This window comes from Staphylococcus saprophyticus subsp. saprophyticus ATCC 15305 = NCTC 7292 (assembly GCF_000010125.1).
In the GTDB taxonomy this organism is placed as follows: Bacteria; Bacillota; Bacilli; order Staphylococcales; family Staphylococcaceae; genus Staphylococcus; species Staphylococcus saprophyticus.
This window is the reverse complement of sequence record NC_007350.1, coordinates 219,861-242,187: the sequence shown is the minus strand read 5'-3', so window position 1 is coordinate 242,187 and position 22,327 is coordinate 219,861. Positions and strand designations below refer to the sequence as shown.

Here is a 22,327-nt window from a genome sequence, read left to right as displayed (position 1 = left end):
TCCTCTCTCCATTAATATATTACCTTTTTAAATGAGTTATCTTTATTTTTTATCTTTAATATCTTTTGCGATATCTTTTACAATATCTTCAGTGTTGTTAGATATTTCTCGTTGTAGTTTTCTAAAGTCACTATCAGACATTGTATTTAAATCTTGTGCATTTGCTTTTTTAAATTTAATGTCTTCTTTAAGTTTTGTGTCACCTTTAATATTAATCACGACCGTCTCATTATCGATATCTGTTGATAATGAAAGTTCTTGTTTTTGTGTATTATTTTTAGTGTCTGTGTCTAATTTATTATTGAAATCAATCGTTGTTTTATCGTAGTTAGCATTGATTTCAATCTGACCTTTGTCGTTACGTTTATCCCCATCTTGTGATTCTGTATTTGTTAAAGTTGCATCAGACTTACGGTAACCATTATCAAAAGTTACTTTGTAGTTATCTTTATACTGATCGTCTTTTTTAGTCGACTTACCTTTCAGTGCTACTTCTTGGTCATCATCTGTTGTTAATTTATAATCAATCATTAAGTTATCATCATCAACTTGACTTGTCCCATTTAATTTCACTGTTGAACCGTCTTCATCTTTCATCGTTAAATTACGTTTAAGAATCTGATTATCGTCTTCCCATATAACTGATTTCACACTTGGAAATTCTGCTTTATCTGTATCTTTTACTTCTTTTAATATATCATCTAATTGTTTTTTATAGTCTTTCGCATTAAATTGATCTTCTGCAATCGCTTTAATATCTTTGTCTTTTTTAGCTTTTTCTAATATGTCTGTTAAAATGGCTTTTGTTTCACCTTTACTTACATTCATTGTTACTTTTTTAACATCTTTATCCTCACCATTGACCTTAATTGTTACATCGTCTTTTTCAAAATTATCATCGTCTAATTTATCTGTAATCACTTCACTATATTTCTTGCTAATTTCATCAATTTTATCTTGAGATATTTGTGTACCAGATAACAACGAATTTAAATTTAATGAGTCATTTGTAATGCCATTATTTGTCCCTTCAACACTCGATGTTTCCCCAGTGATTTTTTTATACACATCGACAAGTTCATTATTCTTCGCTTTGTAAACATCATCTAAAATTGGAGCTGCATAATATTGATTTTGCTTATCGGCAGCCCATTGAAATTCCCCAATTTCATTATCTGCAACTGTAGGTGTTAAAGCTATAACTGAATGCTCTTTATCCGGATCATGTCCCAATTTAAATCCTAACTTCGAAGCATCTGCAACAGATTTTGGTATATCCGATGATTTGAGTAGTGCTTCTGGTACATCTGCACTTGCATTTAAATTAATTAAATACGACTCATCTTTCATCTTATCTTGAAATTCAAATTCATTTTCAAACCTGTCTTCACCATACGCTTTCATTTGCTTTGCTGTTTCCTGTTCACTTAGTAAATACGTATTTTTAGGTGTGTTCTTTGTGAAATAATACGCTGCTGCTCCCCCAATGCCACAAATCAGTAGTACCCCAATAACGACTGCTATAACAATCTTCACTGTCTTAGACATATCGTTCTACCTCCCCTTAAGTTTTAATTTCTTTTATAATAGCACAATATATATATAATTAATTAACTAATTCTAAAATTCTATCAATTTTTACATCTTTTTTAATAATAAGTATTATATTTATTATTTGTATAAAAATATAATTATACCCAATGTAGTCCTTCACAGTAGGTTGAGCTTAAATTTTTCAAAAATAAAAAGTAGTTGCCATTTTTGATAATGACAACTACTTAAATATATTTAATCTTTTCTAACTTCATCTTCCCACCATAAAGCATCTTTAGGATTTTTCACTACATGATCATAATCCTCTTGCGTTTCGACATTTGGATAAGAACCTCTGAGTGATTTGTTAGAGGTAGATTTAAACATTGTTATGAAGATAATGAGTCCAACGACATTAATAAACATCAAGTAATAAGATGGTGCAATTTGTTGTCCTGTCGTTTCTACTAAAGTTGAAAGTATAAATGGCGTTAAACCACCAAATACCGCAGCACCAATATTATAAACAAGTGATAATGTACGTAACCTAACCTTTGTATGGAACATACTTGGTAATAAGGATGGCATAACACCTTCAAATGTTGACATAAATAATGCAATGATAAACAATCCAAGTATTACAAATGGAATCATTGGAATACTCATTAACCAAAATGCAAGCACCGAGAATAAACTAAATCCTGCTAAACCAAATATAATGGTGCGTTTGTTACCAACTTTATCACTATACCAACCAAAGAAAAATACTGCTGGTATCATAACTAACATGGTTATGGTGCTCAATATGGATCCCATAGTTCCACCTAAGTTGATTGTTGAATTCAAGAATGATGGCATATAGGAAAGTACCATATAGTTGGCAACATTTAAGAAAGCTACGCCTGCAAAACAAACGACGACGTCTTTCCAATAATATTTGAAAATATCTAAATATGAATATTCTAATTCTTCTTGTTCTTCTAATGTAGATTCATAAGCTGGGCTTTCATCTAAACTTGAACGTAAGATAATACCAATAATACCTAATGGTGCAGCAAGGATGAATGGAATTCTCCAGCCCCAATCAGCCATTTGTTGATTACTTAATAATGAATACATCAGCCCCGCTAAAATAGCAGCCATAATATTTCCAGCAAGTGTACCAATTTCTAATCCACTGCCTAATTTACCGCGTGTCTTATCAGGAGCTGTTTCTGCAATATAAGTCATTGCACCTGCGTATTCCCCACCTGTTGAAAATGACTGAATCATACGAACAACAAGTAATAATATAGGTGCCCAAATACCAATTTGATCTTGTGTAGGTAACAGCCCGAGCATCAATGTCGATGCTGCCATAAGTAATATCGTTGTCGATAATACAATTTTCCGTCCATATTTGTCCCCTAAGTGACTGAAAAATATACCACCGATTGGTCTCACTATAAAAGCAAAGGCAAATACTGCAAATGTTGAAACAATTTGCATCTCTTGAGGTAAATTCCCAAAGAAATTTGCACTTAATATCACAGCTAATTGTGCATATAAACCAAAATCAAACCATTCTATTGCATTACCAATCCCTGTGGCTACAACACCTTTTTTGGCTTGATCAGAATCTACTCTGTTAACTTTCTCTTTTTTAAATTTCACAAATAAAAACACCCCTTAAATTGTTTCTATTTATATAACATAACCTATGTATTAACTTATAAACACTTATAAGTTATAATTTATTATTTTTTAATTTTCAAAATCAATAAATTTTAAAATGATTTCGCGAATTTATTAAATGCCATTTTAATTATAGACATTCATCTAATGCCGTATCGTAAACACACACTTCAATCTTTTAGTATTTATATAAGTATTTAAGGCAATAAGTTCCAACATGATATCTCAAAGACGCCGCTTCTTTCTCAACACGATATGACTCTGATTCACTTTTGATATAATAGATTTACAAAATGAAACGGAGGATATTTTATGAAACAAATATATTTTAACCATGACGGTGGCGTCGATGATTTAATTTCTCTATTTCTGTTACTACAAATGGAGGATGTATCACTCATTGGTGTGAGTGCAATTGGTGCTGATAGCTATGTTGAACCTGCAGCAAGTGCATCTCAAAAAATCATTAATCGCTTTAGCAAGCAACCGATTCATGTCGCCGCTTCGAAACAACGCGGAAAAAATCCATTCCCTAAAGATTGGCGTATGCATGCATTTTTTATGGACGCTTTACCTATTTTAAACGAAGCTAATCAAAGCCATTCAAATTTACTTGAACACGATGCTTATGAAGATATTATTGAAAAATTACAAAAGAGTCATGCTCCAGTGACTTTATTATTTACTGGCCCATTAACGGATTTAGCTAAAGCCGTAACAGTTGAGCCTACAATTATTAATAAAATTGAACGTTTAGTATGGATGGGTGGTACATTTTTAGAAAAAGGAAATGTCGAAGAACCTGAACACGATGGCACTGCAGAATGGAATGCTTTTTGGGATCCAGAATCTGTTAAAACCGTCTTTGATACAAATATAAAAATAGACATAGTCGCATTAGAAAGTACAAATCGTGTACCACTGACATGGGATATTAGACAAGCTTGGGCAAACGAACGACATTATCCAGGTGTTGATTTCTTAGGAGTCAGTTATGCTGCTGTACCTCCATTAACACATTTCCAAACGAATTCTACTTATTTCTTATGGGATGTACTAACAACTGCATATGTAGGTGAACCTGAATTGGTACAGCAACATTCGGTCAATGCTAGTGTTTATACAGAAGGGCCTAGTCAGGGGCAAACGTATATAGATGATGTACACGGCAGAACAATTTCAGTCGTCGATGATGTCGAACACGATGCCTTCTTTAAATACATTACAAATTTAGCAAAAAAAGTTGAACAATAACGTGTTAAAAAGCGCCCTTTTCGTTGTTACACTTCAATACTGTGTAGTAACGAGAGGGCGCTTTTGCACTTTTATATATATATTTACGCAACATACTAGTAACTCTTTTCATCCAGATATTGTTTATCAATCACATCTTTCGTAATACCTACAAGTCTCTGACGTGATACTTCCATGCCTTTTTTATCATTTAAAGCATGATATTGTGCCTGCTCATCTTTATAATGATCTAATTTATACATTTTAAAATTTTGAGGAGTTGCTTTTAAATAAGGTTCCCCATTTTCATAATGTGTCACCAATGATTTCCATTTAACATTATTGATTTGTACGCCTTTAGGATTTTTTTCTAAATTAAAACGTATGTTACCACCTAATATATTCTTTTCAGTTCCTGTAGCTTGTCCATTTAGAAAATTTCCCAGGGAATAAGCAACGAGTGTTTTATGATTATCTTTCCCTTTCACCCATTTAACTGGCTGTATCACATGTGGATGTGTGCCTAATACGACATCTGCACCCGCATCAGCAAACACTTTGGCATACTGTTGTTGCGTCTCATTGGGTTTAGTCTTACCTTCATTACCCCAATGTGCGGAGACGATAACTGCATCACTTTTTTCTTTTGCGCTTGCGATATCTTTTTTGATTTGTACCTTATCAAAATAATTGATTTGATATGGTTTTTCTCTAGGAATATCATTTGTTCCATATGTATAACTCAGCATTGCCATTTTTATTCCATTTTTCTCAATTACAGGAATCGTATCATGTTGCTTTGGCGAATCAAACGTTCCGAAATAAAACACGGACTTAAATTGCTTCCAAACGCTGATTTCATTTTCTAAACCTGCAGTTCCTTGATCTAAAGCATGATTATTAGCTCCATTAACCACATTAAATCCAGTATGTACTATGTTTTGTGCGATTGCCTCTGGCGTATTAAATTGTTTGAATCCTGACAAACCGCGTTCATCACCACCAAGTGGCGACTCTTGATTGATGTATGATACATCTGTTGATTGAACTTCATCTTTTAAATTGTCATACATTGACTCAAAATTGAACTGTCCATTATCTTGCAAAGCATCCTGATAAACGACTGGATGGATTAAATTATCGCCTACTGCATAAAAAGATAACGTTTGCGTTAATTTATCTTTTTCATTTAAACACCCTACACATAAAACTAAAAAACACGAAAACAAAAAACACAAAATAATCCCATATTTCCACATATTTCATAACCCCTATCAATACTCATTAAATTTTATTATAAATTTGATAAGTCAATATATCAATAGAGTTGTAAAATCGAATACTATTTTTTATAAAGAAATAAAAAAAGACATTTTTCAATATTAAAAAATGTCTTTCACTATATATTAAACGTATTTAGTCACAGTTTCTGTTGGTAATCTATAAGAACCATGGGCTGGATTTTTAGCTTTACCAATCGCAACAATTAGTACGGGTACATAGCGTTCTGAATCTATACCAAATGCATCTGCGATTTGATCACTTTCAAATCCGCCAATTGGATTTGTATCATATCCATGCGCTTTCGCAACAAGCATAAATTGCATTGCGGCTAAACTACTATCAATCTTCACAATGTCATTCATTTGTTCTTTTGGTGCATTATCATATAATGGTATGACTTTTTTTAACATTTCTTGTTTTACTTCTTCCGGCATTAAATCATGTTTAACTGCATTACCATAAATTTCTTCGGCATTTGTTTGACTCTTCATATCACCAAAAATAACGACCATAGCCGCTGATGAATCATTTTGACGTGTGTTAAAACGAATGAGCGGACGTAATGTGTCTTTACCTTCATCACTTTCGACTACTAAGAATCTCCACGGTTGCATATTAACTGATGATGGCGCTGTCGTTGCTTTTTTAATCATTTCATCCATTTCTGCTTTCGGTATTTTCACTTGTTCATCAAATACTTTTACAGACTTTCTATTCATTAAAATTTCTTCAAAATTATTATTTATCATTTGCTATTTCTCCTTAATCATTTTTAACAAAATCAAATTATACTCAATTTAGCTATAATTACAAATCATTTGTTTATAATTAGGAACAAAAAATGTTTTACCTCAAACGCCCCACACTATTTACTTTGAGTAAAAACAAAAAAAGCGAGTATAAATGAACCTCATATTAAAATGATGGTCATTTATACTCGTAGCTTTATTTTATAAGTAATACTTCTTTAAAGCATTTGGAATATATCCATGTAACTTACATAAATTTGATTTATGAAGTTGGTTTCATTTTTTTAATACCTGGTTTAACAAAGCACATCGCAATAATACCGATGACTGCCGCTACTACTGCAGATATAAACATTGATGAATATCCATATGATGTTACAAGTATACCTGTTAACGTTGGCGCTATAATCGTTGCAGAGTTAACAAAGAAATGCGTAATACCGCCATACGTCCCAGTTTTCTTCGGTGCTGTATCAATAATGACAGACCAATTAACAGCATTTGGCAAGAATATACAGGCATTACCTAGCATCATTAGGAACATTATCCAGCCAATTTGATTGGTTGTTGGGATAATTAAAAAACAAATCGCTGCCAAAGTCATTCCAAATATCGCTAAACCTGATCGTGCAATTCTTAGGCTGCCTGTTTTCACACGTAACCAATCTGATAATCTTCCACCGAAATATGCTGTAAAACAAGCACCTATCCAGGGAAGCATACCAAGATACCACAATGAGTGAAGCTCAAAATGATACTCGTCTTGTAAATATTTTGGTGTCCAAGTTAAAATCAAAAAGTTTATGTATTGAAAACCAAAATAACCAACCATATTAAAGATAAGTGTCGGACTTTTGAAAAAGTGATACCATTTTTCATGTGCATTGTGCTCAGTTTCAACTGTTTTTTCACCATGAACCGTTTCTTCTGTGGATTGAATACTTTCAATTTCTTCCTGAGAAACATGTTTATTATCTTCAGGATAATCGGTAAATACTTTATACCAAATAATAATCCATACGAGACCTAATAAACCTAAAATTACAAAAAGCACGCGCCAAGTTGAAATAACTAAGAAACCAGAAACAATCGGTGCTGTGATTAACGCACCCAGTGGTACACCAATTAAACCTAAAGCTGATAATAAACCGCGTTCTCTCGGTGCTGCCCAGTTTGCATTGGTCTTACTGATTGTCGAAAATATTGGACCTTCAGATACACCAAATAGTACTCTTACCCAGCTAATGCAGAACCGCCAAATAAAACCATGCCTATCTCACCAGCAAATGCCATACCTATTTCAAATAATGACCAAAGTGTACCAGCAATTAACCAAACAAATTTTGGCCCCTTTTTATCTGCTGTAACCCCTCCAAACAATGAACCAAGCATATAACCATAGCCAAAATAACCTAATATTGATCCCCAAGCGATATTATCGAAACCAAATTCGTTAATAATATCTTCTTGAGCATAGGAAATAGCGCCACGATCGACATAGTTGATCATTGTCATAATAATAATCATCGTAATGATAAAATAACGATAGTTTTTCATTTTTAATTTCCCCACTTGTTTACAACATTGGTAAATATAGAAAAACCTAACGCTAAATGAAAACGCTATCAACAATATTTTTGATTATTAAATTTACCTTTATTACTAATAATGTCTAAAACCCTTGCTATTAAAAGAAAAATAAAGTTTTTAAAAATAGCAAATATTCAAAAAAATTATTCTACTACTTTCATAGACATTGTAATATTTCTCTCTTGAAAACCAACTTTTTCATATAATAATTTAGCTTTATTCTGTACATTTACATTTAACCTAACTTCACCAATATGCTGTCTTTTAAAAAAGTCATTAACAAAATATATTAACTTTTTAGCAACACCCTGTCTTCTATAACCTTCAAAGACATATAACTCATAGATAAAACCGTAATCTTGTTGTTCAAGGTAATCTGTTTTTTTATCAATAAGCACAAATCCTTTGCATATGTTTTCTTCAATCAACACATAATATTTTGCACCTTGCAATAGCAATTGACTTGACATATCCCGCAATGACGCATCTGATAAATCAAAATTCACCATCATCGCTTCTTTGAATAACTTTGGTATAACTTTGTTAATGAGTTTCAATTCATTATCTTTAGCACATCTTATTGTCATGATATTCATCCCCTGTCTTTAATATTTTTATATACATTTCCAAAACTACTAACTATGCTTTAATATAATAAAAGTAAATAATGTATTTTACCTATAAGTTGAAGTCTTTTGCTTTTCTTTATACTACATAACCGTGCTACAATATATGCTTTAGAAATAATATATGCTTATAAATAATAATATATTATTATTCGTACGTTTTATGCACATAATAATCAAAAAAATTTGATTTCAAAGTTGAAAAGATAAAACAAAGTTTGTTAATATTTTACCTTATATAGAAGATAGTGAGAAAATTTAAGTAAAAAGAGGGAACACAATGAAGTCTATATCAGTCATAGTGACTTATTACAATTCAGAAGATTATATCGAAAGATGTTTAATAAGCCTTAAAAAACAAAGATTCCAAGATTTTGAACTCATCTTAGTAAATGATGGTTCAACAGATCAATCGAAACCACTTGCAACACAAATACTTAAAGATTGGGATATTCCAATTAAAGCAATTGATTTACCAGAAAATACAGGACATGCGCATGCTAGAAACATGGGCTTGAAAGAAGTTGAATCTCCTTACTTTATCTTTATTGATTCTGATGATTATTTGGCATCCTATGCATTATCATTTTATATGAAGAAACTAAATCAATTCGATGCGTTAATTGCGCCTATCCATGGGTTCACGTTGGATATACCTCAATACGTTGACCAAAATTTAGTGCGTACTCAATATTTAAATACTAAAACACATTCTAATCAATTTTTAAGAAAGCAAACTGCATGTAATATTGTTTTCAAAACTGCAATTGCACGTGGCCATAACTTACAATTTAATGAAGACTTGAACGTCTTTGTAGATTGGTCCTTTATTTTAGAATTTATTAAATATGCCAATGGATTCGTGCGTGTCAGTCGCTTTCCTTTCTATATTAAAGGGGAAATCTATGACCCGTTTGTGAAACCAGCACTGTCTAAACAAGATTTTGGCATTACGTTCAACGATTATGTATATAGTTTCTCTGATTCTGTTCAACGTGCGCCTTTAAAAGAAAATAAAGTTTTCATAAAAAATAAAATGAAAAATATTTACAAACATTCATTCGAACCCTCATCAAGAAAAAACCCTGAGCGTTATAAATATAACAGTGAATTGCTTCCAAAAGTGACCAGAGAATTAATTCCGACGCTTTTCAAAAATGAGAAACCACTCTTTATATTAGAGTCATTGATGCTCATGGTGAATAAACGTAAATCCGCTTTTAAAATAAATAAACTTAGAAAAAAAGCACGTTTAGTAAAAAGTATCTTGTTACGTAGAAAAAATAAAAATCGTGCATTATACCAATTAACAGATAGTGAAGATAAAGTGAGTCCAAATACGATTGTATTTGAAGCATTTGCTGGTAAAAATTACAGTGATAGCCCGAAATATATTTACGAATATATGATGAAACGCTATCCGAATTATGAATTTATATGGGTCTTTAAAAACCCTTCTAAAGTACAAATTCCTGGCTTAGCTAAAAAAGTTAAAAAAGGCTCTAAAGCTTACTATGAAGCATATTCAAAAGCTAAATACTGGGTGTCTAACGCGAGATTACCGCTTTATCTGAATAAAAAACCAAACCAAGTTTATATACAAAATTGGCACGGCACACCATTAAAACGATTAGCAAATGATATGAAAGTCATTCGTATGCCAGGAACTACAACGGATAACTATAAACGTAATTTCAGAGAAGAAACAAGCCGTTGGGATTATTTAGTGTCACCAAATAGATATTCTTCTAAAATTTTCGAGACTGCATTTTGGATGAAACCTGAACAACTACTTGAAATTGGTTATCCTAGAAATGATGTATTAGTTAACCATGCAAATGACAAATCATATATCCAAGAAATTAAAGAAAATTTAAACTTACCTGCAGATAAAAAAGTCATCATGTATGCGCCAACTTGGAGAGATGATGAATTTGTGAAAAAAGGTAAATATTTATTTAATCTACAAATTGATTTAGATAATTTACAAGCACAACTTGGCGATGACTATGTTGTACTATTGAGAATGCATTATCTCATTTCTAATGCCTTAGATTTACGTGGTTATGAAGATTTTGCCATTGATGTTTCAAACTACAGTGATATCTCTGAATTATATTTAATTTCAGATTGCCTTATCACAGACTATTCATCCGTCATGTTTGATTACGGTGTATTGAAACGTCCTCAATTCTTCTTTGCTTATGATTTAGATAAATACGGTCAAGATTTACGCGGATTCTATTTAGACTATCACAATGATTTACCTGGACCTATTCACCAAGATCCATACCAATTAACAGAAGATCTAAAAAATCTAGATCAAGTTTCAATAGATTACAATGACAAAATCAATCAGTTTTATGATGACTTTTGTTCATTAGAAAATGGACAAGCGTCTAAAGCAATTTCCGATTTAATTACTAAAAATAACAACTAGCCTATTAAATTAGAAATAATTAGGAAAAAAAATACTCATTCTGAAAATAAAGCGTCTGGGTCATAAATCCCTAATCTCAAAAAAGAGGACTAATCCTTAGTATGGATTGGTCCTCTTTATATTTAAATTCTAACACTTTCGATTGTGCATGCTTTCCTAGGAAATAACGACTTCAAATATTATATTTCGTACTTATTTTCTTTTTTCTTAAATACTAATAAAACATACAATAACATGATGATTTGAATCACTGTCCCAATCACCATTGAAATGAGCGTTAAACTACTGTTGTTATTTTCAAAGTTTAAAATATGCAGTAATGTCGTTGCAATAATGAGTTCAAAGACGATACCCGCTGATGATCCAATTTGATGAGCTAGATTGACTAATCCAGAAGCGATACCTGATTGCTCATTCGTCACTTGATATACGCCTAAATTTGTTAATGGCGTAAAAATAAACCCCTGCCCAACCCCAATTAAAATTAATGGCAGTATAAACATTGTAATGCCAACTTGATGATTCAAACAAAAAATGAGTAAAATCATGCCTACAATTGAAATTAGAATGCCTTTGATTAACACCGAAATATTGGTTTGACTTTTCAATAATTTATGAATATTTAACGCTACTATAAAATTAACTCCTGTTGTGCAAATAAGTAGTAATCCCGTATTCAAAGGCGATAAGTTGAAACTATCTTGAAAATAAATACTCATATAATACCAATAACTAAAACTTGTACTTAAAAATAAAAAACGCAATAGATAACCTGAGCTTCGAATTTTATTTTTAAATAAACTTAGCTCGATAATGGGATACTTCACTTTATGTTCATAAGCAATAAAGGTTATTAATAGTATTAAGCCTATGAGGATTAATACAAAATTTATTAGGCTAAAAGCCATATTCAGACGTTCCATGCCTAGCACAATCAGTAATATCGATACAACAGATAATAAGGCACCGAAAAGGTCTATACGTGGTGGATAACTGGATGTAGTTGTTTGGGGTAATAACTTTATCGCTAATAAAATAAATATGATACACATTGGTATGTTAATCAGAAAACATAGTCTCCAAGATACTAAAGACGTCAATATACCACCCACAATTAAGCCGCCACTTGCACCAATACCAGCAATTGTACTATAAAAAGAGACTGCTTTTCTTTTTTCTGGACCATCATCATATATTAAGTTAATAAATGCCAAAATAGAAGGTGAAACTAATGCTGCTGCAATACCTTGCCCAGCTCTTGAAATAATCAGCATCATTGTATTGGTGGCCAAACCAGTTGTTATAGAAAACAAGAGAAACAAACATAATCCACATAAAAATACGTGTTTAAGGCCTAAGACATCTCCAAGTTTAGCTCCCAGTAACAGTAATCCTCCAAATAGTAATACATATGCACTCTGCACCCATGTCAACGTCCCACTCGACATATGTAATGATTGTTGCATTTCATTTAAAGCAGTCATCGTGATGGAAGTGTCCATCATAATCATAAAATATGCTCCTAAAACAATAACTAATACGAGCTTCTTATTCATTTATTCCCTCCTTTCCTTTTGTAAATAGTCTACATAGCTAACTTATGATTAAATATCTAAAAATGGCTGCTGTTTCAACTTGAAGAAACAACAGCCATGCCATCTCATGATTCATTATTTGGGTTCAATCTTGACGGTCGCACTTACTGGACCTGGTTCAAGCATAGGTGGCAAATATGCACTATTACCATATTTTTCTTTATAGGCACCATTGATGCTTTCATCTAATTGCTTATCGCCATGCACCGGTATGAACTGAACATCAAATGTTTGCTGTGCTAATTGAATTTGTCCTGCTTGTTGAGCTTTAGCTGACTGGTACCATCTAGAATTTTGACCATTATACGCTCTGACAAACAATTTCCCATCAACTACAACAGACCATATCCATGTTGGTGTTGCCAAAGTTTGCCCATCATCATAAAACGGCGATACATGCATATCATCTGCTTCTTTAAATTGTTTTAATAAATCACTATGCCAATGTTGTTCGGACATATTAACCTCACCTTTCACTGCGTTTTTATATGATTAAGGTAATTGTCGTGTTGGACGAATAACAACTTCATTTATAGATGTAGATGCATCTGTATCAATCGCATTAACAAGTGCTTTAGCAACTTCATTTGGGTTTAATGCATCTTTATAAACATCCTCCATACCCTGTTTTAGCCCTTGATCCGTTATATGATTTAAGAGTTCTGTTTCAATTGCCCCTGGTGATACAATCGTCGTTCTAATATGACTTCCCACTGTGACTTCTTCTTGTCGTAGCGCCTCAGTTAAAGCACGAACAGCAAATTTAGTAGCACAATATACCGCACCACCAGGATTAACTTGGTGTCCTGCAATAGATGCTATATTAATAATGTGTCCAGACTTTTGTGCTCTCATCTTAGGTACAACTGCACCAATGCCATAAAGTACACCCTTCAAATTGACATCTATCGTTTGATTCCATTCATCAATATTATTGTCGCCTAAGAAAGACTGTGGAATTAACCCCGCATTATTTATTAACACATCCACTCTGCCAAATATTTCTATAGCATTTTGAACTAACGCCTCAACATCTTGTGGATTTGTTACATCGGTCGATTTTGCAATGACCTCCGTTTTCAAATCAGACTTTAGTGCGTTTAATTTATCTATTCTTCTTGCGCCTAATACGAGCTTAGCACCTTTTTCACTTAATAATTTTGCTGTGGATTCACCGATACCGCTGGAAGCACCAGTAATAACTACTACTTTATCTTTTTACATTTTCTGCCATTTTAATCACTCCTTACTTTTCAATACTTTCATAATGTTCATCTGACACTGACTCTAGAAATTCTGACGCACCAGATGTGATTGCGATATGTTCAAACCAACTATCTTTTGTTGCGCCATGCCAATGTTTCACACCTTTATGCGTTACGATAACTGACCCTGGCGCTAATTTTTGGGAAGGTTTGCCTTCTTCTTGATACCAACCTTCTCCGCCAGTAACTAATAATATTTGATAGCCTTCTGTATGAACATGCCAGTTATTACGACAACCTGGTTCGAATGTAACGTTACCTACGACTACATCGATATTATCTTCGTTGACTAATGTGTTTAAAAAACTTTGACCAATAAATGAATCTGCAAATGCATCATTCGTTTCACCTATTGAGAAAATAATTCCCTCTTTAACTTCTTCATGTTTTGCCATATGATAGGCCTCCTTATTATTGATTAATCATTGTATATATCTTTGGCAATGTTAAATGCGGACCATGCTTTTGGCCAACCAACGTAGAATGATAAGTGTGTAATTATTTCTGCTACTTCTTCTTTGGTTACACCATTTTCTTTACCTATTTTTAAATGCGCTGTTAATTGTTCAAAATTCCGACCTGTAATGAGCGCAGTTATTGTTATTAAACTTCTTTTATAAGGAGACAGTTCTGATTCTCTAGACCAAACTTCTCCAAATAATACGTCATCATTTAGTTCAGCAAATTTTGGTGCGAATGATCCTAAATTATCTCTACCTGCAGTTTGTTTTTTAGCCATATATATCACTCCTAATTAATACATTTTTGAAGACAACTACAGATTAGTGCCATTTCAGACATTCGTCTAATGCTTAAAATAAAAGAACGCATGCTTTATAAGCATGCGTTCTTTATGAAATAAATCTACTGTGGATGATTCATTTCCTTAAACCTTTTGATAAAGTTTTTTAAAATAGGTGTTTGTATTCTACTTTTCTTCCATACTAAAACACAATGTGTGTAAAGTTCTGGTTTAAATGGAATAAAAGCTAAATTATCTAAATTTCTATTCGATGTTACACCTTCAATCACAACAGCTGAACCGACATTATTTCTTACCAATGAAAAAATATTAAATATTAAGTTATACGTCCCAATCACTTGCAAGTCATTGACTGCTATTTGACTCCATTCTGAAATCATTTTTTGATTTTCTGGTCTTCTAGACATTAATAATTTTGTTTTTTTCAAATCTCCAGGATGTATTGAGGATTGCCCTCTAAATGGAGAATCTTCAGAAACAAGCAAACCCCAACGCTCTGGTCTCGGTAAAGGTACTTGCTCATATTTTTCCATTGCAATGGGTTCTATTAAAATCGCAATATCCAATAATCCTTTATCAAGACGCTCACTGATTTCACTGCCTATACCACTTACGATATGAAAAGTGATTAAAGGATGTTCTCTCACCATCTCTTCTAATATCATGGCAAGCGTGTCAGAATTATCCGCTTCTACACATCCTATCGTAATATGTCCACTCAACGCTTGTTGTTTTTTATTTTCAAATTCTTGTTGCGTCTGATTCGTTAATGACAATATCTCTTCTGCTCTATTTTTTAAAAATATGCCTTCTTCTGTAAGCATAATACCTTTATTTTCTCGATAAAAGAGCTCTACCCCTAGTTCTATTTCTAAGTCATGCATTTGTCTACTTAATGTAGGTTGCGTAATGTTTAGTACCGCTGCCGCTTTTGAAATCGCATGTTCTTCAGCAACTGTCCAAAAATATCTAAGCGTTCTCAATTCCATTGGGCATCCCTACTTTGTTTATGGTTTATTTTACTCATTATAACAAAATTAAATGATACTTACTTGTAATATTTATGGTGTATAAAAGGCATTCGTTCAACCACCATAGATTTAACCAAGTCTCCCCGATAAATAATATCTCTCATGTTACGTAACAGTGCGTTATGCGTGCGTCTGTCGAAAACGAACTCGTAAAAGCTTTAAGTATCAAAAAAGGCAATGTTAGTCGGACGTGCACAAAAAAACTACCAACAAAGTCTAAGCCTTTGTCGGCAGTCAGAGATAATAACAAATACATGCCTTACCTCTATATCTATTTCATTTATTTTAAAATATCATAATCAAACATTACTTTATAGTACCCGCATCTTTATCATGTACACCATGACGATAGAAATCAATATATTCTGGATCTAATGGTTTTTTACCACGTATGATGTCTGCTGCTTTCTCAGCCATCATTAATACAGGTGAATGAATGTTACCATTTGTTGTACGTGGCATAACAGATGCGTCTACAACACGTAGATTCTCCATGCCATGTACTTTGAACGTTTCTGGATCTACGACTGACATTTCATCTGAAGCTGGTCCCATTCTACAGCTACAAGATGGATGCAATGCTGTTTCACCATCGCGTTTTACCCATTCAATAATTTCTTCATCTGTTTGCACTTCAGGTCCAGGAGAGATTTCTCCTCCATTATAAGGGTCTAATGCTTTTTGGCCTAAGATATTTCTAGCTACTTTAATTGCTTCCACCCATTCACGTTTATCTTCTTCTGTAGATAAGTAGTTAAACACAAAATCTGGCTTAACAAATGGATCTTTTGATTTGATTTTTAAATGTCCACGAGAATTTGAGTACATTGGTCCTACATGCACTTGATAACCATGTGCAGCTGGCGCTTTCGTACCATCGTATCTTACCGCAATTGGTAAGAAGTGGAACATTAAGTTTGGATAATCTACATCTTCATTTGAACGTACAAAGCCACCACCTTCGAAATGGTTTGATGCTGCAGCACCTTTACGTCCGAAAATCCATTGTAATCCTATGAATGGCATTTTTAATTTATTTAAACTTGGTTGCATTGAAACAGGTTCTTTACATGCATGTTGCACATAAACTTCTAAATGGTCTTCAAAATTTTCACCAACACCTGGTAAGTGAATACGTGGTTCAATACCTAATGAACGTAAATGTTCTGAATCACCGATACCTGATAATTGTAGTAATTGCGGGGAGTTAATTGCACCACCTGATAGGATAACCTCTTTCGCATTTACTGTATGTTCTCTACCATTTTTCTTAAATGTAACACCCGTTACTTTGTTACCTTCAAAATTTAATTTCGTCACAAATGCACGTGTTTGCACTTCTAAATTCTTACGTTTCATCGCTGGATGTAAATATGCTCTAGATGCAGAAACACGACGACCATTATGTACTTGACTATCAAATGGTCCAAATCCTTCTTGACGGAATCCATTTACATCTGGTGTTTTATTATAACCTGCTTCAACGCCTGCATCGAAGAAAGCCTGGAATAACGGATTATCAGCTGGACCTCTTCTTAGTTTAATTGGTCCGTGATGTCCACGGAATTGATCATCTTTTGTTGCACCGAATGTTTTTTCTAAGCGTTTAAAATACGGTAAACAATGTGCGTAATCCCATGAATCCATGCCTTCAGGCTTCGCCCATTTTTCATAGTCCATTGGGTTACCTCTTTGATAAATCATACCGTTAATCGAACTTGAACCACCTAGAACTTTACCACGTGCATGACCGACTTTACGTCCATCCATATGTGGCTCAGGTGTCGTTTCATAAATCCAATCGTATAATTTATTTCCAGCTGGATACATTAATGCTGCAGGCATCTGTATTAATAAGTCCCATGGATAATCACTACGTCCAGCTTCCAATACAAGTACGTTATTCGATACATCTTCACTTATACGGCTACCAAGTACTGACCCAGCACTTCCACCACCTATAATGATATAATCGTATGATTGCTTCATTGTGATACTGCCTCCTCTAATTTATATACGTTCATTCTCTTATTTAAAAATCTATATTATGCTTTACCAAACCAATTAACTGGTTCTGGGTTTGTATTACGTAATATATGTTTCTCTACTTGATATTCAGCTAGACCTTCTTTACCAAGCTCTCTACCAATACCGGATTGTTTATAGCCACCCCAAGGTGCTTGGGCAAAGTATGGATGGAAATCATTAATCCAAACTGTTCCCATCTTCAATTTATTAACGACGCGTTCAGCTTTGCCTATATCTTGTGTAAAGACACCGCCAGCCAAACCGTAAATGGAATCGTTCGCAAGTTCTATGGCTTCTGCTTCAGTTGAAAAACCTTCAATTGTTACAACTGGTCCAAATACTTCCTCTTGAACAATTCTCATAGAAGTATCACAGTTTGTAATTACAGTTGGTTCAAAGAAGAACCCATCTTGTAGGTCTTCACGTTCAGGACGTTTACCACCAATAGCAATCGTTGCATTTTCAGCTTTTGCAATTTCCATATAATTTTCAATTTTTTCTCTATGTTCAGCTGAAATCACAGGTCCCATTTCCGTTTCTGAGTCAAAACCATTACCTAATTTAATATTTTTAACTCTTTCAATAAGGGCTGCTTCGAATTTTTCTTTAATATCGTTATGCACGATAATTCTTGCGCCAGCAGAGCATACTTGACCTGCATGGAAGAATCCGCCATTTAATGCTTGATCTACTGCTAAGTCAAAATCGGCATCGTCAAAAATGACATTTGGGTTTTTACCGCCAAGTTCTAACGCTACATCTGTAACATGATCTGCTGCTTGTTTCATAATGTGTTTACCAGTTTTTATGCCACCAGTAAATGACACTAAATCCACTTCTTTATGTGCAGATAACGGTTCACCAACTTCAGATCCTTTTCCTAATACTAAATTAATCACACCTTTAGGGAAGCCAACTTCTTCCATTAATTCAAATACACGAATTGTTGTTAACGGCGTGATTTCACTTGGTTTCATAACAAGCGAACAACCTGTTGCTAATGCAGGTGCAAGTTTCCATGAAGCTTGTAGTAAAGGATAATTCCATGGTGTAATTTGAGTTACAACTCCAATTGGTTCTTTTATTACTTTGCTTTCTGTATTTGGGATTGGAGAATCTATCAATTCTCCACCATCTTTATCTGCCAAACCTGCAAAATAGTTAAATACGTTCGCAATATCATCCATATCTGCGTAAGATTCTTCTAATGTTTTACCTGTATCTAATGTTTCAAGTCTCGCTAATTCTTCACGATGTGTCACAATTAAATCGGCAATAGCACGTACTTTTTTGCCTCTATTTTCACTTGTTTCTAATGACCATTCACCTTTTTCAAAAGCACGACGTGCAGCTAATATCGCACGTTCACTATCCTCAGCAGTACCTTCTGCTACTTCAAATATGACTTCTTGGTTAAATGGATTAATAATTTTTCTTGTTGTTTGATTCGAGCTATCTACCCACTCACCATCAATGTATTGACGACGAGACAATTGATTTACAAGTTCCATTAAAATTACCTCCGTTAAGTTTGTTAAATTTTTATTTAACGAATTTTATAGATTTTATGTTACCATAGTAAACGAAAGCGTGTCAAACCAGTTCAAATTTCAATTGGCTCATAACTTCAGAAACAAAGCGCTACTTAAATTCTGTTCGTTAACCTGCTATAATTTGAATTCACAATAAAATATTTGGTCGGAGGTGTACTACATGGCACATTCAAACAACCCTGAACATCAATTAGACGAAGCAAAAGATATTGTTATCAATGCGATTGGTGAAACAATGGATTTATATGGTATCAACAGAAGTGTTGGTAATTTATTTGGTACTATGCTCTTCGAAGATAGCATGACACTCGATGAGATGCGTGAACAATTACAAATGAGTAAACCAAGCATGAGTGCTGGGGTCAAAAGACTCCAAGAATTTGATATCGTTAAGCAACAATTTACACGCGGTAGTAGAAAACAACATTTTATTGCAGAAAAAGATTTCTTTAACTTCTTTAGCAATTTCTTTACACGCAAATGGCGTCGGGAAATCGTAATTAATGCCGAAGCTGTCCATGATGCCGTTGCGATACTAAACAAAATTATTAATGACGAAAGTACAGATGCCGCTATTAAAACTGAGGCAAACGAAACGAAACAGCAACTCATCGACACGTTACCTTATTACGAATGGTTAGATCATTTAAGTGATGCATTGGAAAGTGGAGAAATATTTAAATACTTCCCAATACCTGAAAATAATTACAAAGAAGATTAAATATGTGTAAGATAGTTAGCCCAAAATCAACAGAATTTCAAAAAGCGTCCGTGTGAAGTTAAATTTCAAACGGTCGCTTTTTTATTTAACAAATAAGCATGACAATTCAACCTTAAGTTAAAGCATAAAAAAGCTGAGACATCGTACTTGTCTCAGCTTTTATTTAAAATTACAAATTATCGTCTTCTTTTTGTTCTCTAACTTGTGTGATACGCAATGAACGTCGCTCGACCTCTCTATACTTGTCTGCCCGACTTTCTAGTTTAAGTCGGTCCTCATTAAGTGTCCGCATAAATGCGACCATCATCATAACAAAGACTACAAGTACTGGCACACTCGCCAATAAGGCTGCTGTTTTCAGTACTTCTAACGCTTTCTCGCCACCGACTAACATAAGCGCAAATGGTAATAAACATAACGCAAACGCCCAATAAAGACGGTTTGCTTTTAATGGTTCACCAATTACTTTTTTCTGAGATGCTGCTGCTAAGATATATGATCCAGAATCAAATGTTGTCGCTAAGAACAGCACTGCCGAAAGCATAAATAATACAATGATAATATTATGGAACGGTAATTGATGCAATACCTCTATGATTGTAGCTTCCGTACCATGTGTATTCAGATTTTGGATCACATCAAATTGTCCACTAATTTGTAAAAACACAGCATAGTTACCAAAAATACCGAAGAACAACATACATCCTAATGTACCATAGATAATTGTACCTAAAACTACTTCTTTTAACGTACGACCTTTGGAAATACGTGCGATAAACAATCCAATAAATGGTGCATAAACAATCCACCATGACCAATAGAATATTGTCCACTGTTGTGGGAAGTTCGTTTCTTTACGGCCACCAATACCGCCAAATGGTTCTAGCCAAGTAGCCATTTCGAAAAAGTTCTTAATCATATTACCCATACTTGTAATTGTCGTTTCCATAATAAATACCGTTGGTCCAACAATTAACACAAATCCAAGTAATACAAATGACAAAATAACGTTCCAATCACTTAATACTTTTATACCTTTTTTCAATCCAGAATATGAACTATAAGCAAAGATAGCAGTTACTAAAAACAGTATCGCACCACGCATTAACATGTTATCACCATCGATACCAGTCAAGCGCTCTATCCCCGCTGTAATCATTGGTACACCAAGTGCTAATGATGTAGCTGCACCACCTAATAATCCAAAAATGAATATAATATCGACAATCTTACCTACAAGACCATCTGTTTGCCCTTTTAATATTGGACGTAACGTTTGGCTTACTTTATAAATAGGTTTCTTCTTCACGAATAATAAGTAACCAATACACAGCGCTGGTAGTACAAAGGTCGCCCATGCAATCGGTCCCCAATGGAACATACCATACATCGTTGCATAATTAAGCGCACTATCTGTCATACCTTTACCACCATGTGGCGGATCTTGATAATAGAATGCCCACTCGATAATACCCCAATATAGAATATCAGACGCAATACCGGCACAAAACAGCATGGCAGCCCAACTAAAATTATTAAACTCGGGCTTATCTGTCGCTTTACCTAAAGTTACATTACCGTACTTACCAAAGGCTATGTATAAAACAAATATTAAAATAGCGAGTCCGATAAACAAATAAACTGAACCTAATGCACTAGAAACGGCATCGTTCATTTTAGTAATCACTTCTTGACTTGCTTTAGGAAAGACCATCATAGGAATTACTGCAATCAGTAAAATAACCGATGATCCTATAAAGGTCGTCCAATCCATAACTTTATTTTTCTTCATTATTGAACACCCCTGTATTTATTTTTATAACTATGTAAAAGTCGCTAAAAATAGATAAACATTAGCAAAAATATATATTAATTCACAAACATGAGCCTAACGAACTTTAAATAATAATGCAAATTGCATTCAATATTCTGAAATTAATTATATGAATATTTATATAAAACAGAGAATTAATTTCGGAGTATAAATCGCTATAATCACAGTGTTAAGTTTAAACTTAATGAAATTAATGAATCTTACAAACTTTATAATATGTATCTTTATTCATTATTTACGTATAAATATTTGTTTTTATTTTTTTGTATTTTCAGAGAAAAAGACTGTTTTTTTATAAAATATCGCATAAAGGTTCTTCGATACATAATTAAATGTATGTCGTTTTTTGTGTGTTTTTAAATAGTCATCACAAACTTTTATACTTAAATATTCTATAATAGTGTAAAC

The 22,327-nt window shown here is 33.5% G+C and carries 17 protein-coding genes and 1 pseudogene; 3 read left to right on the top strand and 15 right to left on the bottom strand.

All coding sequences use genetic code 11. The features are described from left to right. Positions 1–42 precede the first annotated feature (42 nt). Positions 43–1,548, bottom strand: a complete 1,506-nt coding sequence (locus SSP_RS01040) for a DUF6583 family protein (protein ID WP_011302204.1) — start codon at positions 1,546–1,548, stop codon at positions 43–45. Positions 1,549–1,788: 240 nt separating this feature from the next. Beyond that, a complete protein-coding gene (locus SSP_RS01035) occupies positions 1,789–3,186 on the bottom strand; it encodes an MFS transporter (protein WP_011302203.1) in 1,398 nt (465 codons plus the stop codon). Positions 3,187–3,519: 333 nt separating this feature from the next. Between SSP_RS01035 and SSP_RS01030 the strand changes: the two genes are divergently transcribed. Then, positions 3,520–4,461, top strand: a complete 942-nt coding sequence (locus tag SSP_RS01030; RefSeq protein ID WP_011302202.1) for a nucleoside hydrolase — start codon at positions 3,520–3,522, stop codon at positions 4,459–4,461. 95 nt (positions 4,462–4,556) lie between these two features. Here the strand turns inward: SSP_RS01030 and SSP_RS01025 are convergent, their stop codons facing one another. The 4 genes and pseudogenes from SSP_RS01025 to SSP_RS01010 all read right to left on the bottom strand — a co-directional run bounded on the left by SSP_RS01025 (position 4,557) and on the right by SSP_RS01010 (position 8,650). After that, positions 4,557–5,699 (bottom strand): CapA family protein, encoded by a 1,143-nt coding sequence (locus SSP_RS01025; RefSeq protein ID WP_011302201.1) that lies wholly within the window; start codon positions 5,697–5,699, stop codon positions 4,557–4,559. A gap of 147 nt (positions 5,700–5,846) precedes the next feature. Then, positions 5,847–6,473, bottom strand: a complete 627-nt coding sequence (locus tag SSP_RS01020; protein WP_011302200.1) for a nitroreductase family protein — start codon at positions 6,471–6,473, stop codon at positions 5,847–5,849. A 262-nt stretch (positions 6,474–6,735) separates the two neighbouring features. Beyond that, positions 6,736–8,030: pseudogene (locus SSP_RS01015) on the bottom strand (MFS transporter). 176 nt (positions 8,031–8,206) lie between these two features. Further along, on the bottom strand, positions 8,207–8,650 hold the full coding sequence (locus tag SSP_RS01010; RefSeq protein ID WP_011302197.1) for a GNAT family N-acetyltransferase: 444 nt from the start codon (positions 8,648–8,650) through the stop codon (positions 8,207–8,209). Positions 8,651–8,969: 319 nt separating this feature from the next. Between SSP_RS01010 and SSP_RS12655 the strand changes: the two genes are divergently transcribed. Then, on the top strand, positions 8,970–11,129 hold the full coding sequence (locus tag SSP_RS12655) for a bifunctional glycosyltransferase/CDP-glycerol:glycerophosphate glycerophosphotransferase (RefSeq protein ID WP_011302196.1): 2,160 nt from the start codon (positions 8,970–8,972) through the stop codon (positions 11,127–11,129). Between the two features lie 179 nt (positions 11,130–11,308). On the opposite strand, the gene SSP_RS01000 is transcribed toward SSP_RS12655, so the two are convergent. From SSP_RS01000 to betB, 8 genes are all read right to left on the bottom strand, one after another. After that, positions 11,309–12,685: an MFS transporter gene (locus SSP_RS01000; RefSeq protein ID WP_011302195.1), complete on the bottom strand. Its 1,377-nt coding sequence runs from the start codon at positions 12,683–12,685 to the stop codon at positions 11,309–11,311. Positions 12,686–12,799: 114 nt separating this feature from the next. Next, complete coding sequence (locus SSP_RS00995; RefSeq protein ID WP_011302194.1) at positions 12,800–13,183, bottom strand: DUF2255 family protein; 384 nt, start codon at positions 13,181–13,183, stop codon at positions 12,800–12,802. 33 nt (positions 13,184–13,216) lie between these two features. After that, complete coding sequence (locus SSP_RS00990; protein ID WP_041784750.1) at positions 13,217–13,924, bottom strand: SDR family oxidoreductase; 708 nt, start codon at positions 13,922–13,924, stop codon at positions 13,217–13,219. A 46-nt stretch (positions 13,925–13,970) separates the two neighbouring features. Further along, positions 13,971–14,384 carry a cupin domain-containing protein gene (locus SSP_RS00985; RefSeq protein ID WP_011302192.1) on the bottom strand — a complete coding sequence of 138 codons (414 nt, stop codon included), beginning with the start codon at positions 14,382–14,384 and terminating at the stop codon, positions 13,971–13,973. A 23-nt stretch (positions 14,385–14,407) separates the two neighbouring features. After that, positions 14,408–14,728 (bottom strand): carboxymuconolactone decarboxylase family protein, encoded by a 321-nt coding sequence (locus tag SSP_RS00980; RefSeq protein ID WP_011302191.1) that lies wholly within the window; start codon positions 14,726–14,728, stop codon positions 14,408–14,410. Between the two features lie 125 nt (positions 14,729–14,853). Further along, positions 14,854–15,741 (bottom strand): LysR family transcriptional regulator, encoded by an 888-nt coding sequence (locus SSP_RS00975; RefSeq protein WP_011302190.1) that lies wholly within the window; start codon positions 15,739–15,741, stop codon positions 14,854–14,856. A 348-nt stretch (positions 15,742–16,089) separates the two neighbouring features. Further along, entirely contained in the window at positions 16,090–17,772 is a 1,683-nt protein-coding gene (gene betA / locus SSP_RS00970) for a choline dehydrogenase (RefSeq protein ID WP_002482148.1), read from the bottom strand. Positions 17,773–17,828: 56 nt separating this feature from the next. Continuing rightward, on the bottom strand, positions 17,829–19,322 hold the full coding sequence (gene betB / locus SSP_RS00965; protein ID WP_011302188.1) for a betaine-aldehyde dehydrogenase: 1,494 nt from the start codon (positions 19,320–19,322) through the stop codon (positions 17,829–17,831). A 202-nt stretch (positions 19,323–19,524) separates the two neighbouring features. Between betB and cudC the strand changes: the two genes are divergently transcribed. Continuing rightward, positions 19,525–20,085 carry a choline uptake/conversion transcriptional regulator CudC gene (gene cudC / locus SSP_RS00960; protein WP_002482146.1) on the top strand — a complete coding sequence of 187 codons (561 nt, stop codon included), beginning with the start codon at positions 19,525–19,527 and terminating at the stop codon, positions 20,083–20,085. Positions 20,086–20,254: 169 nt separating this feature from the next. On the opposite strand, the gene SSP_RS00955 is transcribed toward cudC, so the two are convergent. Then, entirely contained in the window at positions 20,255–21,877 is a 1,623-nt protein-coding gene (locus tag SSP_RS00955) for a BCCT family transporter (protein ID WP_011302187.1), read from the bottom strand. Between the last annotated feature and the right edge of the window lie 450 nt (positions 21,878–22,327).